Origin of the sequence: Psychrobacter sp. AOP7-C1-14 (assembly GCF_052376135.1) — a bacterium.
GTDB lineage: Bacteria > Pseudomonadota > Gammaproteobacteria > Pseudomonadales > Moraxellaceae > Psychrobacter.
On record NZ_JBQSVH010000021.1, the window covers coordinates 40,303 to 54,966 of the forward strand.

Sequence of the window (14,664 nt, forward strand, 5' to 3'; positions counted from 1 at the left end):
GTCGTAAACCCCGTAGCGCCTACTCTCTAACAACTAACTCCTATAATAGTTATTCAACTTCCACCAGTGACGGGAGTTGAATAACCACCAACGGTGGGAATTCAAGCGTGTCAAGAAAGCAGCGCCGGCATTGGTTATTTTTCCTCTTTGTACCTATCTGGAAACTCGGTTTTGATAATGAAATCAACTGTCGTGCGCTTCCACCATTTAAGTTGTTTATTGGTTCTATCAGGCGGGTACTTTTCCATATAATTGTTGAGGAAAGTACGTGAGTCTTTAAACCCGCATTCATTAGATACCTGCTTCAACGTTAACCATTCAATCACTTTGTCACCTCACTAATATGGAGATTATTATCACTGCTTGCCAGCTAATAAATATTCGGTAACAGATAGTCATTTATATTCTGAAGTGCAACGATATGCTGGCCGGCTTGTTAGATATTCGTCCAAATCACTTTTATAGTAAACAATGCATCTATGGCTAGGCTTAAAGAAACGTATGCCATTGGTGTCTTGGCATCGCATACTTTGCAAGGTGGCTGTTGATACACCTAAGTAGCTCGCAGCATACTCAGGCGTCAATGGCGTGTCCGGTGGATTATCAATAACAAACTGCTTCATATTCATTTTTTCGTCTTCAGTAACGTCTTTCCATGACTTCTTAGCCATCATCGCTCTCCTTGTTAATAATGATCTACTCGTACTCATCTAACTATGATTCAAGCTTAAGTCTACCTGACAAGCTAAAATTATATTAAATAGATATGCTCAAATCTGAGCCTATTAGGGTGTAAAGAAGTTAACACCCTACCATCTAAACGCTTGATACTAATGATAATTCAAAAATGATTTACCTATTTTCTCAATACTAATCAGCGCTTAGTATTGCTTATGATGCAAAACTGTCTCACCCACTTTCTCGCCTATGTGGACGATACCATCAGAAAGCACGGGCCACGAGGTTTACGACTTGATGTCTAATATCTAAGTCATACATAATAGCATCGCCACCAACGGTGGGCGTTCTGAAGAAAGCAGTCACAGGGTTATCAGTACTCAGTATCATTGAATTACCGCCAACGGCTTAAATCTCCACAGCCACAAAACCAGCATACCAGAGAAGGCCCGCACTACGAGGTTTACAACCCTAGGTTGAATACTCAAAGCGGCAGCCAATTACTCATTCATTATCTCATTATTGATTGACTGTGAAATGAAGGTTTCCCAAAAACTTGAGAGACCTAATAGCGTACATTCACGTCTACCCTTTTCTAAATATCTGATATTGTTCATGATCCAAATTTGGATCTTGTATTTTACGCCTACATTAACCAATCCTGTTAATAAGGCAAGTGGTAATAAAACATCCTAAGTTTTGCAAACACTTTGTTATCGCCCTTGATTGTAGAAAACTTACCACTCCCTTAAAATTGGGAAGTTATATTTGCACAGCCAACGCAATTTTTCGTTAGCAATAGAATCAATTATTTATGACTTCTTTAAGGTGAGGAGACCCATGCTCACTTTTGAGCATGGCTATTAAAAGCCTATTAACTAATGTCAGCATGCCAGCCGATTCTGCGTCAGCTTAAGTGTTGAATGTATAGGTCCAATCAACATTGGTGACTGGGCGCTACAGGGTTTCCTCAAATTTAGGACACCTCCATCTATAACTACCATGTTAGCCACTAGCAGTTATGCTATGAGTAAGGCTGGCAAGGCATGCTGGAATTTGGGGACACCTACCTATAAGCAAACGTCTGTGCCATTGGGGTCAGCTTATTTAACACCTTTATTGATAGGGTGTGCTAAAAATCAGCATGCCCTTAACAATCTAGAATTTGAATTTCTGAATGAGTCACTCTAACCGTCACTGGCGGTTGTAATCCAACTCCCCCCCCATTGGGGGAAGTTAAGAAAAATCAGTTACTTAGAACAGGTATGACTCAGAGGATGTTTCCACCAGTGGTGGTAGCGTGATGCATAGGTAAATAGATGGGTCCAGTTTTGGACGCATCTTAATTAAGTCTATTCCCCACTGAGAATTGGATGGTTAAGATGGGTTACTACCATTGCCTAGTTTTGGGCAGTGTGATTATCCACCCTCAGATTGAGGTTGGGATGTATAGCAGGGGTCGCATTTAGAATGCCACCCTTCCCCAGCTTTGGGGAGGCTGGCGAGTCGATAACATATATCAACTTTAGGTAGCATTCCTTGCACATCCTCAAATTGAGGGCCTCAGGAATCAATGGGGAATGTCCTGCTTAAAATTGAGCAGTACTGGCGAGTTGATAGCACCATCCAATTTTGGATAGTGGTACCGGGTTCGACATCATGTCGAACCCTATTCGTTATTAAAGATGTTAATCAGGGTTAAAGGTCTAACAAGTTGCGTATGTCACGCATGCGCCAATACGGCTTGCCATTAATGCGCTTAGGTTGAATAGGTCCATTGCCTTGACTGCACCAGTTGCGCACCGTGGAAACGCTATAACCGAGCATACTCGCACAGCGGATGTGATCAACGTGTGGCATGCCGGCGTAAATGGCAGTATGAACCAATTTTTCACCATCGTAGCGTAATGTCTCATAAGCCCATTTAACCAGCTCATGACCACGCTTGCCTGATTCATTGAGAGCATTGATATCAATATCAGTTTCAATTGTTGCCATAACCTATCACCTTATAATTTAGTAATTTGATAGGGTTCGCCATAATGGTTAATCCTATTCAAGATTATAAATATTAATTGGCCAATAAAAAACCCGCTCAAGGCGGGTCTTCTAAACAATCTTTTGAGGGTAAACTAAATGGCGGATGCCTACTTAGATCAACAATCTTAATATGGTCATCACCTCGTACATAATGTAAAACATACTCAGAGGTTTTATACTCACCTACTAAAGAGTTTTGATAAGATGGTATGCCAATATGGTAGTGCCATAAGTTATACTCTTTGACTAACGCCATTTTTTGAGCAAATTGTGGGTCATCATTAGAGAAACCATCAGAACGTTTATTTTTACCTTGTAAAGATACTAAGCCGTACTGCTGAACATGGGAGGCAAAATTAAAAATTTTCTTTCTATCCTGTTCAGAAAAGTTGAGCAAGTGTTTCTTAATTTTGTTGCCAAACAGTACCTTCACCTATTAACCCTCTGCTAACCACTTATCAAACTCTGACAATGTAGAGATGTTGTTAGGCATTTCAACGAACTCAGTATCTAACATTTGCTTCATACAATCTAAATCAAAGTTAAATTCCTCACAACTCAACCTTTCATTGAAGAAGCTTTTAATACTATCTTGTGTAATCACTTCGTTTCTCTTGGTATTAATCCACGGACTTTCATTATGTGTCATCTCTCGCAACTTCCAACCAGAGTATTTGGCGTAATCACGGCATACAAGCTCTAAAACGTTTTTAACTTGTTGCGAGAACTTGGTCATATCGAAATTAGGAGTTGATTGTATAATTTGGTTTCCGAAACATTTAAATTCATGATATATGCAAGGCACAACAGTACCGTGATCCCAGTTCATAATATCTTCATTAAACAATGGTTCATCATACAACGCTAGACTATACCCTTGAGCATAATAAAGCAGTTTTTGTAGCTTAAGATTAGTAACATCATCAAGCTGTCCACCATAAGAATGGTTGATAAAGTATTGTGCAATATCTAATGCGGATGTCATATTGCTCCCCTTTTTCTGCTTGACATAACCTTATTTAGTTTATTGATTATAACATTCTAATAATGTTTCATTGTAAAGTTGGTCAAGAATTATAAAGCAACCTTGTATTCTGGGTTATGAGTTTGCAAAATAGTCACCCTCAAATCTTATCGCACAACCTCAAGCCCGCCTCTACAGCCTCACTCAAATCAGCACCCTCCTTAATGCTATAGGGCACATTCGGCTCCATACCATCGCGCTTCAGAGCGTCGGCAGCGGCTTTATTAAGCGGTGTACCGATAGATGAATCCTTGCTGTAGCCCGCAGGTTCAAAATACACTTCAATGCCAAAATCAGGGTAATAGACACACAATATCTCGCCTGATGTGGTGAAAGGGTAAGGCGTCTTATGATCAGCACCCCAGAAAACCTCGTGCACCACAGTATGACCGGAAACAAACTTATGGCTTTCGTCTTGGGTAGGAGTGCAAGCAACTATGGATAGTGCTGCAGCTACAATTAACCACCAGGGCATATTGATTCGCATGGTATGCCGTCCTTATCGCCATCAATCTGCGTATTACCGCAGGCAAGCTGCTGCTGCGCTTCTACGCATGTTGTTATCTGACTACAGGTTTTCTTAATGAAGTTACTGCATATAGCGCCAGTAGGTGGCAATGGGATAATAGTGCCAGAACCATTAGACGTGCCTGCACTAGGTTTGCTATAGCACTTGCTAGCACCTTTTGATGGCAAGCGATCATTATTAAAGTTGAGATCAGAGCTGTTTTTACCGCTTCGATAGTCAGATGGCTTTATAGGATATCGGTTTGCCCATAAGCCCCTACCATTTAATCGCGCCACAATTTCAGCGTTGGCGTACTCAATACGGTCATAAGGTGTCTGACTACTTTGATACTCTTTGTAATGCCAAGCAGCACCCTTTTGCAATTGATTCAGGTTACAGTCCACGTTATTGGCAATAACCTTACCAAGCAGACGATCATATCTATCTCTTTCAGTCCACTCGATAGTAACGATTGCATTGCTTACACACTGAGATAAGGCTGTCGTGCTCTCTGCGCCATACTCTTGGGCCGATTCTGGTGCATCAATACCTAGCAAGCGTACACGCTCGCTTTGTCCTGATACTTGAGTAACCTCCACCGTATCACCATCGATAACACGTGTCCCAGTGGCATTCAGCACATTAGGTTCATAGCATTTGGTTGTATTACCACTGTTAGAGCCATTGGTCCCACCAACGACGCCAGTAGAGCCTGTAGTAGCATCTCTCATGGCATCAATATCATCATAGCCACCGCCACATCCAACAACAGCCAGAACTAAACCAATAATCGCTAAGTTTCTCATGACCAACCACCAAGATAATATTTACCTAACTGTAAACGATTGGTAACTATTGGGCAACTGTTTAGAACTGCTATTTACGATTTTTGTGCATACTGGAGAACGGTAGATAAGCATATAACAAAAACTTGGTTAGATTTGAAGTCCGAGCAAAACAAATTACTTGCCAGCAGTTGCTCGATCATTTCGAATGATTAAGCCAATTGAACTTATGGCTACCTTCTAATATCATACGTTCACCATGATGGTGAACGGTAAGCACACAGTATTCATCCACTCAAATGCATGTTAAAATTCGCCTACGTTGTTCCCTTAAATTGCGCTTAGGGGTTCAAATAGAAAGGCTCAATGGTTACAGTCACTGAGCCTTTTGCTCGTTTATAGATGTAAACGCCTATATAAAAAACAGCATGAGTTAGATGTTGTTAAAATTGTTGTTAAAATATTTTACCGAAAACGTACAACCCTTATATAACAAGCTTTACGGCAATATGATTGACTCCCGCCGAGCGCACCAATTACAATATTTACACCTCCACTCCATTATTTCCTCAGCACTACCCTCAACTTCCCATACTTATTGAACCGACACTTTCGTACGTTTGTGGTTTTCTGTGCTCGTATGCTTCTGAAGCTCTCACCTACATAAAACTTATTCTGCGTCCTGTAAACTGGCTGTCAATTGAGCGCGGCTAGGTACACGGTGATAATTAATCACTGGCACACCACCCAAACGGCGCTGACCTTCAGCGATCTTTTTATCAATCGTAATCATCGCTATTTTTTTACCTTGTTGGCTAACGAGCAAATGGTTCGCCTTACGTGTGACTCGATAATTAGCAAAATACTGCTTTAATATCGCTGAAGTTTTTTGCAGAGCATCATTCGGTGTTACATTCTTTGATTTTGCGCCACTCTGCTTTTCACCCGCTTTTGCGCCGCGCGATTTTGCCACAAACCATAAAACTACGATGACAGCGCACAATATGACAAGCCACCAAATTCCGTCTATCATAAGTAAAAACATCCATTATTAGCGAGAGTTGGCTCATGTTAGCAGAATTATCACCAGCGTTAACAGCGGAAGTGAAACTTGCAGCACAACTGCTAGCATCGAAACAGCGTATTTGTATTTTGACTGGCGCTGGCATTTCAGCAGAAAGCGGCATTCCGACGTTTCGAGATAAGCAAACAGGACTGTGGGAGAACTACGGTGTCGAAGACTTGGCAACCCCTGAAGCCTTCACTCATGATCCAAAGCTAGTATGGTCATGGTATCAGTGGCGGCGGCAACTGGTCGCAGACAAAGCGCCAAATCCAGCGCATCATGCATTGGCTCAGTGGCAATATCATGTACAAACCACTGATCAAAAAGTGACACTTATCACCCAAAATGTCGATGACTTGCATGAGCAAGCTGGTAGCGCAGTGACTCACCTGCATGGACATCTGTGGCGCAACCGCTGTAGTCAGTGTGAAATACCCTATCAGGATCAATCAAGGGCATCATATAATAACCAAGAAACTATGAGTTTCGATGAAACATTGCTTACCTGTCTGCATTGCAACGGCTACATCAGACCAGATATTGTTTGGTTTGGCGAAGCGCTACCTGTACAAGCGTGGCAGACTGCCGAAGAAGCTGCGGCTAATTGCGAGATATTTATCAGTATCGGTACATCAAGCTTGGTCTACCCTGCTGCTGGTTTAGCACAGCTGGCCAAACAAAATGGCGCGCAAGTTATCGAGATAAACCCTGACCCAACACCGAACACTATCGTCGACATCACATTAGCAGAAAAGGCTGGAATCGTTTTGCCACTGCTTATAGAAAAAATTACTGCTTTATAATTGCTGCTGCTAGTAAGTATTACTAACGACAGGCAACAAAAAAGGCGTAACGGTTTATATAAACCATTACGCCTTTGCTACTCATAACGAACTCGTTAAAGCTATTTCAATGCAAGATCCACTCTCGCCAAATAAGTTTCTTTCAACTCGTCGCTTATAAATGCCGATTTAAAAGAGTTCTTCACTAATGTAATTACATCATCTTCTGTAATCGGTAGGTTCTCATACAGATTGATGAAATTTTGATTCACGTAACCTTTGAAGTACGCAGGATCGTCTGAGTTAACACTGATATTTAGACCATAATCTAAGAGCTCTTTAATATTGTGCTCTTTATAAGTCTCGAAAACTTTTAGCTCGATATTTGAGTTCGGGCAAACGGTCAGTGGCATTTGCTCATCTTTGAGTCTTTGCATCAACTCTGGGCTTTTTATAGATTGCACACCGTGATCAATTCTATTGATATTCAATAAATCTAACGCTTCGTAGATATACGAAAAGTCTGCTTCTTCGCCTGCGTGAGCAACCAACTTAAAGCCTTCTTCTTTAGCTTTTTGGAAGACCTCTTTAAACTTCGATGGCGGGTTACCTAATTCTGATGAGTCCAGACCAACACCAATAATGTCGTCTTTATAATCCAGCGCTTGCTCTAACGTTTCAAACGCTTCTTCTTGCGATAGATGACGCAAAAAACACATGATGATGCATGATGTGATACCGTATTTTGCTTTGGCATCTGCCAGTGCTTCTTTGATACCTGTGATTACTGCTTCAAAAGGCACGCCGCGTTCGGTATGCGTCTGTGGGTCAAAGAATATCTCTGTATGGATGACATTGTCTTCGACACATTTAAGAATATATTCCCACGTCAAATCATAAAAATCATCTTTTGTGAGCAGAACGTTTGCGCCCGCATAGTAGATATCTAAAAAGGTCTGTAGATTGGTGAAATTATAAGCACTGCGTACATCTTCGATATCTTTATAAGGTATCTCTACGTTGTTCTTTTTGGCCAATCTAAACATCAGCTCAGGCTCTAGCGAACCTTCAATATGTAGATGAAGTTCAGCTTTTGGTAGTTTCTTTATTAACTCAATCATAGTATTCCAATAGTGACGTTATCGGGACGAGCCATCGTAAATGTTGCAAAGTAAGATAATCAAACCATGCATATACAAGGCACTATCTGTCCCAGAACCATCATTTTAACACTAAAAGTATATTGTCTAAAACAAAACCCTTTGACCGTATAGACAACTTACTTATAAAAGTAAGCGTCTTAATAAAACCACACCAGACACACACTACTTTAGAAATACCACTGTATCGGACAGCTCATTACCTTCTGGATCATGATCTAGATGATAGTATTGACGTAGCACCTGTCCCACTTCATCCAGCAGTTCAGCTAAGCTCTCTTCTGTTTTTTGAGTAGCAATACCAGATACCGCTTTTTCACACATGGCATTCCACACAGTCGGACTAACATGAGCACTAATCCCGCGATCTGCAACAATCTCTAATTTTCGCTCGCATACATTGACATAGATCAAGACACCTGTATTTTCTTCCGTGTCCCAGACACGATATTCACTAAACAAATCTATCGCACGCTCACGGCAGTTCATGCGATAGGCTTCTTGGATAGGCAGATGGTTTTCTACAATTAAGAACACCTCACCTCGATGCCCTCGCTCAGCTCGTGTCACAGCTTCTGTTAGGCGCGCTTTGGAGTCTGTTGTCAGCCACTTACTATGTAATAAAGGGACGAACAAAACTTGACGCCACCAGCGGGCAAAACTGGGAGTTGAAGCGTTGTCTTCTACCATTATATTATTTCCTCAAGTACGTCATGTTCGATGGTTATTTAGAGTCTATTTTATTCAATTACGTGGAATACTTACCACGAGCCACCTGCGCCGCCGCCGCCGAAACCACCACCGCCACCGCCAAAGCCGCCGCCTCCGAAACCACCACCGCCAAAGCCGCCTCCACTACCGCCGCCCATACCTGGTAAGAAAATCATGCCGCCTCTGCGCCCACCTTTACCGCCGCCGCCTTTTCCACCGCCACCGCCGCGTGAGATCAAAAACATCCAGATAAATATTGCCATAATCAACGTCATGAAGAAACCGCCACCTAATGCCATCGAACCTGCAAAAAACCCACCAGCGGTAATAATAGAACCAAAGACTCGGCCAAATATGTTGGTAATAAAGCTACCAAAAATCATCGCCATAATAAATAAGAAAATAGGTGACGGCATATCGTCCGAGCTTTGCTGAGCAGTACGTTCTGCAGCTTGTGCATCAGCACGAGCTAACACTTCAGGATCGGCGGTTAAACGCGTTTTGAGCGCTTCAACACCTGCGATTATTCCCGCACCATAATTATCTTGCTTAAATAAAGGTGTGATGTCTTCTCGAATGATACGGTTGACCGCCGCATCTGGCAAGACACCTTCTAAGCCATAACCCGTTAAGATATACATATCACGGTCATTGACAGCGACGACAATCAATAGGCCGTCGTCGATAGCTTCATCACCCAGTTCCCATTTCTCAGCAACTTGCAATGCATAATCGAATATTGGTACACCATTGGTAGTTGGTACGAGAACCACCGCTGCCTGTGCTAGACCTTCCTGATAAATACTTTGAAGCTGCGCCTCTAGACGTAGCTTTTCTTGGGGATTTAAAATATTGGCCTGATCAACGACTGGTTCATTGAGTATCAGTTTATCAGCATCCACACCTTCAGCACTTGAACGTACTGGCGGCTGATCGGTTGTTTGAGCACTGGTTGTCTCACTTGCTGGGTCTTGGTTATCTGCGTTTTGATTGATAGCATCGTTGCCAAGCACCGCTTCATTGATAGCATCGTTGTTCAATACAGCATCATTGATAGCTTCGTTAGACTCGCCTGCTTTAGCAACAGCCACCAACTCTTCGACGCTACGGTTTTGCAGATTCGAGGTGCTATCTGTCGCCACCGCCGTATCATTAGGTGCAGCATGCGATACCGGCACGCTGGTCACACCTAATGTAAACAGTAATGCTGATAAGATTGCTTTTGAATTATTCATCTAATCTATACCACCTCAGATAACATCTTTACCAATTGATAGAGTCTAGCTAGTAATCACCAAACTATTAGCTAAATAAACAGAGCCGCTTATGCCACTCTGTCATCACATTATTTTCAAACTTTATTCAGCAGAATTTTATTCAGAATCATCGAAATCAACACTAGGCGCCGTTGAAATCGCTTCTTCGTTAGCCACACTAAAGTTGGGCTTGGTATCCATACCGAATACTTTTGCTGTGACGTTGGTAGGGAACTGACGTACCGTTGTATTGTACCCTTGCACTTCTTGAATGTAGCGGTTACGAGCAACGGCAATACGGTTCTCAGTACCTTCTAACTGTGCTTGTAAATCCTGAAACAGTGCGTCTGACTTTAGATCAGGATAACGCTCAGATACTGCCATCAAACGTGATAAGGCACCTGTCATCTGCTCTTGGGCAGCTGCATAACGTTCCATCGCTTCTGGATCATTGAGTACTTCTGGCGTCACAGTAATACCGCCTGCACGTGAGCGAGCTTCAGCCACTTGCGTAAACACTTCCTGCTCTTGCTCGGCATATTGCTGTACCACTTTCACTAAGTTTGGCACCAAATCAGAACGACGCTGATACTGGTTGACCACTTCTGACCATGAAGCAGTAACCTGTTCATCTTGCGCCTGCAGGTTGTTATAACCACAGCCGCTCAGACCAACAGTAGAAGTTGTCAATAAAGCAGCTAGCAACATTGGCTTCACAATAGATTTACGCATCATCGTTAACTCTCCTAGTAATAAATAATAGATGTCTAGTACTACATTTTTAGTATTTTTTAAGTTTTCTTTTTATTCATACCTCAGTCATACATTTTATATAGCATATATCTATACATGACCCTATCGGCATAATATCAAAAGAAGTTGTACTAATGATGGCGTTATAACCAGCTTTTTACAATTGACCGTTACCAAAACACAACCGCTTGACGTTAACAATAACGTGTCTTTATAGCGATATATATAAAACAAAAATCTATCTGTACAGCATAGCTAGACAAAATATTCTGAAAGTACAAACAATTATTTATATATTGTATAAATCCTGCTAATGTATTTACCGAACAAAGTATGAATATATTTACTGCTGAAAAAGAAATTTCTAGTAATTAGTATAAAAATATGGCAAATTGCTGTTACGTAGCCGTACGGTTTGAATACATCTGGTAGTGGACTTATAGCTTGATTAGTATTAGTGAGTTATTGATTTTTCAGTAAAAATATCAATTAACTGGCAGGTTATCATTTAATATTTTCAATTCGCCATACCAGTCATGTATTCACTCAGGACAGCTCATAATCAGTTGAATGCCATCATGGTGATGAATATTCAACTATATAATCCCCTGTTTTATCCGTGAGTTGACTGACAGCTGATCTCACCCATCGTAAGGTGCAAGGATACCGCAGTAGTGTAGATTGCAATACAATCATAAACGTAACTGATGTTATCAGTGATTGATATTGTACAAGTGGTCAATCGTGAAAAGCTAAGCGTAAGCGGATAAAGACAGATAACTACAGTCCGTTCTTGGTGGCTAAGCACACATGAGACTTAGATAGTAGATAAGTCAATGCAGAGACTTTAACTGCTTAACTTCAATAAGTAAGTTAACCAGTTAGTTTACTCCTAGCAAATAGCGCCACCTTGAGACAGTACTAGGAATATACATATGGAAGGTTTAGTTAATTTAGTAAATGGAATTATCTGGAGTCCAGCACTGATCTATCTGTGTTTGGGCGCTGGTCTTTTCTATTCCATCATGACACGCTTTGTACAAGTACGCTTGTTCAAAGAAATGCTCAGACTATTATTTAAAGGTAAACCTGATAACGATGGTATCTCATCATTTCAAGCGCTTGCCGTGTCCCTCGCAGGACGTGTGGGTATGGGTAACATCGCTGGGGTAGCTGCTGCTATCGGCTTCGGTGGTCCAGGCGCCGTTTTCTGGATGTGGGTTGTGGCCTTTTTGGGCGCTTCTACCGCTTATATTGAATCTACTTTAGGTCAGATTTACAAAGAACGTGATGTCGTCACGGGTGAATATCGTGGTGGCCCTGCTTATTATTTTGAGCGCGCACTGGGTCAGAAATGGTACGGTGTTTTGTTTGCTATAGCATCGATTGTGGCTTGTGGCATATTCTTACCTGGTGTACAAGCAAACGGCGTCATCAACGCTGTCGCTCAAGTTGCAGGTGAAGGCTCAGCTCTGAACTTCATGGGAATAGAAACGGGTACTACTCGTATTGTTGCCCTTGGCATTGTTCTAGTTGTATTAGGCTTTATTATTTTCGGTGGTATCAAACGTATTGCTACCTTTACTGAATATGCTGTTCCTTTTATGGCACTAGGTTATATTGTACTAGCGCTACTTATCATGTTTGCAAACTTCAGTATGATCCCACAAGTATTTGGTGCAATCGTTGGCGATGCTTTCACTGCACAAGCGGGTTTTGGTGCTGCCATTGGTTGGGGCGTAAAACGTGGTATCTACTCTAATGAAGCAGGTCAAGGTACAGGTCCACATGCTGCTTCTGCTGCCGCTGTTGATCACCCTGCACAACAGGGTTTGGTACAGGCATTTTCAGTATATGTTGATACATTATTAGTATGTTCTGCTACCGCCTTCATGATCTTGTCTACTGGTATGTACAACATCCAAGGTACGCTACCAGATGGTCAGTTCATCGTACAGAACGTTGCCGCCACTACTGAAATCAATGCGCCAGCATTTACGCAGATGGCAATGGAATCAGTTTATGGTACTTTCGGTAATACTTTCATTGCAGTAGCAGTATTCTTTTTCGCCTTTACGACTATCTTGGCATATTACTATATCGCTGAAGTAAACATCTCATACCTGACTCGTTCTATGGGTACGGGAGCCAGTAAAACTGGTCAGTTTATTGTTAAGCTTATAATCATGTTTATGGTTGCTTATGGTGCTCTAAATAGCTCAGGATATATCTGGGGACTTGGCGATGTTGGTGTTGGTCTAATGGCTTGGTTAAACATCCTTGGCATTATTGTGATTTTCTTTGTCGCACGCCCTGCTATCGATATCCTAAGGGATTACGAAGCACAGCTTAAAGCAGGTGGTGGTACGACTGCTAAGAGATTCGTTTTTGATCCTGCTAAATTTGGTATCAAAAATGCACCCTACTGGGAAGAGCGTCATCTAGAAGAGCAAAAGAAAATGAACGCAGACCCTTTACGTAAATAATCTTTTACTAAACGTTTTGATTGTTCAATCATGCTAACTGCAAATAAAAGCCCGAGACTATGTTCTCGGGCTTTTATTTTTGAATAACTCTATACCTCATTATAAAATAGCTCCTCAATAAACATCGAAAATCACGTTCATACAGGCTGTTTTAATATCTTAAAATCATTCTATCGTTTCTCAATGTTGACCTCAGTTTGAAGTAGTACTCAATAACTACTTTATTCTCTGACTGTCCTTTTACAAAGCCTACTCTGACACTTTATGATTTAATAATGATTAGATAACTGCATCAATCTAGGTAGCGAATAACACATCAATACGCCCCTTTGCATCGACCTCCTTATTTGAAGCTCCCTATTCTTGAATGGTAGACACAAAAAAGCCCAGCACGATGGCTGGGCTTTCTTTCATGAACTTATACACTAAAGATCTATAATTTAATAAACAGTTTATTCAGGCATCAATACTGCATCGATAGTATGAACCACACCGTTGGTTGCCATGATATCTGTACCAGTGATATTTGCTGTATTACCAGTAGCATCAGTAATTACATTATCTTCGCTGATAGAGATAGTTGCACCGTTTGCTGTTTCGATATCAGTACCATATGGGATATCAGCAGCTTTTACTTCCATTGCCAATACATGGTATGGGAGCACTGTATTTAGTAAGTCAGTATTAGCCAATAACTCTTCTTTAGTTACGCCTAGTTTTTCTAATACTGGGGCAAATGCATCATCAGTTGGTGCAAATACAGTGTGCTTAGTATCTTCCATCAGCATAGTGTCAAGGCCTGCCGCTTGTAGTGCAGCGGTTAAGATCGTTAGGTTTTCATTTTCTGCTGCAATTTCAGCGATTGTTTGAGTCGCTTCCATGTCCATTTCAGCCATTGGCTCTGCTTCTACAGCGGTATCTGTCTCAGCCATTGGCTCAACGACCGTTTCTTCTGTAGTTACTTCAGGCTCGGTTGGCTCTGCAACTGTTTCGGTATCGTTACAAGCGGCTAATGACATGGCTGCGGTTACGACTGCGATAGACAATAAATTCTTCTTTAACATGAGATAATTCCTTTTTGAGTAAATAATTGATTGAGAGGTTTAATTAAATTAATAACTTTCTATAAATATAATGCCGACTGACGATTGATAAATTTATCAATTATTCAGTCCTAGTATCCAGACCGCCATATTGATAGTTATCAGTCTAACGGTTTAATTTTCAATTGGTATTTACTTAAGTAGCGACACTGTATCAATCACGTATATAGCATTGTTTGCTTGTATATCAGTTATTGCATTACCTTAGAACAAAGTGCTGATTAACTGTTTTTAAGACCTTGTTTGCAATAACTAAACTTTTAGAAATTAAAAGTTAGATCAATAAAACTTTAAATCTTGAAGCAGCCACTG

14 protein-coding genes are annotated in these 14,664 nt (G+C 41.3%); 2 read left to right on the forward strand and 12 right to left on the reverse strand.

Going from position 1 to position 14,664, the window contains the following annotated elements; translation table 11 throughout:
- Positions 1-395 precede the first annotated feature (395 nt).
- The 7 genes from ACT3QN_RS11915 to ACT3QN_RS11945 all read right to left on the reverse strand — a co-directional run bounded on the left by ACT3QN_RS11915 (position 396) and on the right by ACT3QN_RS11945 (position 6,068).
- Positions 396-674, reverse strand: a complete 279-nt coding sequence (locus ACT3QN_RS11915) for a helix-turn-helix domain-containing protein (protein ID WP_444529245.1) — start codon at positions 672-674, stop codon at positions 396-398.
- Between the two features lie 1,702 nt (positions 675-2,376).
- Entirely contained in the window at positions 2,377-2,676 is a 300-nt protein-coding gene (locus tag ACT3QN_RS11920; protein WP_444529246.1) for a helix-turn-helix transcriptional regulator, read from the reverse strand.
- 97 nt (positions 2,677-2,773) lie between these two features.
- Positions 2,774-3,151, reverse strand: coding sequence for a hypothetical protein (locus tag ACT3QN_RS11925; RefSeq protein WP_444529247.1), 378 nt, complete (start codon positions 3,149-3,151; stop codon positions 2,774-2,776).
- Between the two features lie 3 nt (positions 3,152-3,154).
- Positions 3,155-3,703 (reverse strand): Panacea domain-containing protein, encoded by a 549-nt coding sequence (locus ACT3QN_RS11930; RefSeq protein WP_444529248.1) that lies wholly within the window; start codon positions 3,701-3,703, stop codon positions 3,155-3,157.
- Between the two features lie 139 nt (positions 3,704-3,842).
- Positions 3,843-4,217, reverse strand: a complete 375-nt coding sequence (locus ACT3QN_RS11935; RefSeq protein ID WP_444529249.1) for a hypothetical protein — start codon at positions 4,215-4,217, stop codon at positions 3,843-3,845.
- Positions 4,202-5,056 (reverse strand): thermonuclease family protein, encoded by an 855-nt coding sequence (locus ACT3QN_RS11940; RefSeq protein ID WP_444529250.1) that lies wholly within the window; start codon positions 5,054-5,056, stop codon positions 4,202-4,204. The genes ACT3QN_RS11935 and ACT3QN_RS11940 overlap by 16 nt, the downstream gene beginning before the upstream one ends.
- A gap of 649 nt (positions 5,057-5,705) precedes the next feature.
- The gene (locus tag ACT3QN_RS11945) at positions 5,706-6,068 is read right to left on the reverse strand and encodes a hypothetical protein (protein ID WP_444529251.1); all 363 of its coding nucleotides are present in this window, start codon (positions 6,066-6,068) and stop codon (positions 5,706-5,708) included.
- A gap of 35 nt (positions 6,069-6,103) precedes the next feature.
- Here ACT3QN_RS11945 and ACT3QN_RS11950 point away from each other — a divergent pair, with 35 nt between their 5' ends.
- Positions 6,104-6,904 carry an SIR2 family NAD-dependent protein deacylase gene (locus ACT3QN_RS11950; protein WP_444529252.1) on the forward strand — a complete coding sequence of 267 codons (801 nt, stop codon included), beginning with the start codon at positions 6,104-6,106 and terminating at the stop codon, positions 6,902-6,904.
- Between the two features lie 101 nt (positions 6,905-7,005).
- On the opposite strand, the gene ACT3QN_RS11955 is transcribed toward ACT3QN_RS11950, so the two are convergent.
- The 4 genes from ACT3QN_RS11955 to ACT3QN_RS11970 all read right to left on the reverse strand — a co-directional run bounded on the left by ACT3QN_RS11955 (position 7,006) and on the right by ACT3QN_RS11970 (position 10,745).
- Positions 7,006-8,004 (reverse strand): adenosine deaminase, encoded by a 999-nt coding sequence (locus tag ACT3QN_RS11955; protein ID WP_444529253.1) that lies wholly within the window; start codon positions 8,002-8,004, stop codon positions 7,006-7,008.
- Positions 8,005-8,208: 204 nt separating this feature from the next.
- Positions 8,209-8,733: a TPM domain-containing protein gene (locus tag ACT3QN_RS11960; RefSeq protein ID WP_444529254.1), complete on the reverse strand. Its 525-nt coding sequence runs from the start codon at positions 8,731-8,733 to the stop codon at positions 8,209-8,211.
- Between the two features lie 71 nt (positions 8,734-8,804).
- Positions 8,805-9,989: a TPM domain-containing protein gene (locus ACT3QN_RS11965; protein ID WP_444529255.1), complete on the reverse strand. Its 1,185-nt coding sequence runs from the start codon at positions 9,987-9,989 to the stop codon at positions 8,805-8,807.
- Between the two features lie 138 nt (positions 9,990-10,127).
- Positions 10,128-10,745 (reverse strand): LemA family protein, encoded by a 618-nt coding sequence (locus ACT3QN_RS11970; RefSeq protein ID WP_444522857.1) that lies wholly within the window; start codon positions 10,743-10,745, stop codon positions 10,128-10,130.
- A gap of 953 nt (positions 10,746-11,698) precedes the next feature.
- Here ACT3QN_RS11970 and ACT3QN_RS11975 point away from each other — a divergent pair.
- The gene (locus tag ACT3QN_RS11975) at positions 11,699-13,249 is read left to right on the forward strand and encodes an alanine/glycine:cation symporter family protein (protein ID WP_444521343.1); all 1,551 of its coding nucleotides are present in this window, start codon (positions 11,699-11,701) and stop codon (positions 13,247-13,249) included.
- Between the two features lie 452 nt (positions 13,250-13,701).
- Here the strand turns inward: ACT3QN_RS11975 and ACT3QN_RS11980 are convergent, their stop codons facing one another.
- Complete coding sequence (locus ACT3QN_RS11980; RefSeq protein ID WP_444529256.1) at positions 13,702-14,313, reverse strand: fasciclin domain-containing protein; 612 nt, start codon at positions 14,311-14,313, stop codon at positions 13,702-13,704.
- Between the last annotated feature and the right edge of the window lie 351 nt (positions 14,314-14,664).

Excerpts from the sequence above, each read along its gene's own strand:
- ACT3QN_RS11915 (WP_444529245.1), bottom strand. The coding sequence starts at position 674 with ATGATGGCTAAGAAGTCATGGAAAGACGTTACTGAAGACGAAAAAATG.
- ACT3QN_RS11920 (WP_444529246.1), bottom strand. The coding sequence starts at position 2,676 with ATGGCAACAATTGAAACTGATATTGATATCAATGCTCTCAATGAATCA.
- ACT3QN_RS11930 (WP_444529248.1), bottom strand. The coding sequence starts at position 3,703 with ATGACATCCGCATTAGATATTGCACAATACTTTATCAACCATTCTTAT.
- ACT3QN_RS11935 (WP_444529249.1), bottom strand. The coding sequence starts at position 4,217 with ATGCCCTGGTGGTTAATTGTAGCTGCAGCACTATCCATAGTTGCTTGC.
- ACT3QN_RS11940 (WP_444529250.1), bottom strand. The coding sequence starts at position 5,056 with ATGAGAAACTTAGCGATTATTGGTTTAGTTCTGGCTGTTGTTGGATGT.
- ACT3QN_RS11945 (WP_444529251.1), bottom strand. The coding sequence starts at position 6,068 with ATGATAGACGGAATTTGGTGGCTTGTCATATTGTGCGCTGTCATCGTA.
- ACT3QN_RS11950 (WP_444529252.1), top strand. The coding sequence starts at position 6,104 with ATGTTAGCAGAATTATCACCAGCGTTAACAGCGGAAGTGAAACTTGCA.
- ACT3QN_RS11955 (WP_444529253.1), bottom strand. The coding sequence starts at position 8,004 with ATGATTGAGTTAATAAAGAAACTACCAAAAGCTGAACTTCATCTACAT.
- ACT3QN_RS11960 (WP_444529254.1), bottom strand. The coding sequence starts at position 8,733 with ATGGTAGAAGACAACGCTTCAACTCCCAGTTTTGCCCGCTGGTGGCGT.
- ACT3QN_RS11965 (WP_444529255.1), bottom strand. The coding sequence starts at position 9,989 with ATGAATAATTCAAAAGCAATCTTATCAGCATTACTGTTTACATTAGGT.
- ACT3QN_RS11970 (WP_444522857.1), bottom strand. The coding sequence starts at position 10,745 with ATGATGCGTAAATCTATTGTGAAGCCAATGTTGCTAGCTGCTTTATTG.
- ACT3QN_RS11975 (WP_444521343.1), top strand. The coding sequence starts at position 11,699 with ATGGAAGGTTTAGTTAATTTAGTAAATGGAATTATCTGGAGTCCAGCA.
- ACT3QN_RS11980 (WP_444529256.1), bottom strand. The coding sequence starts at position 14,313 with ATGTTAAAGAAGAATTTATTGTCTATCGCAGTCGTAACCGCAGCCATG.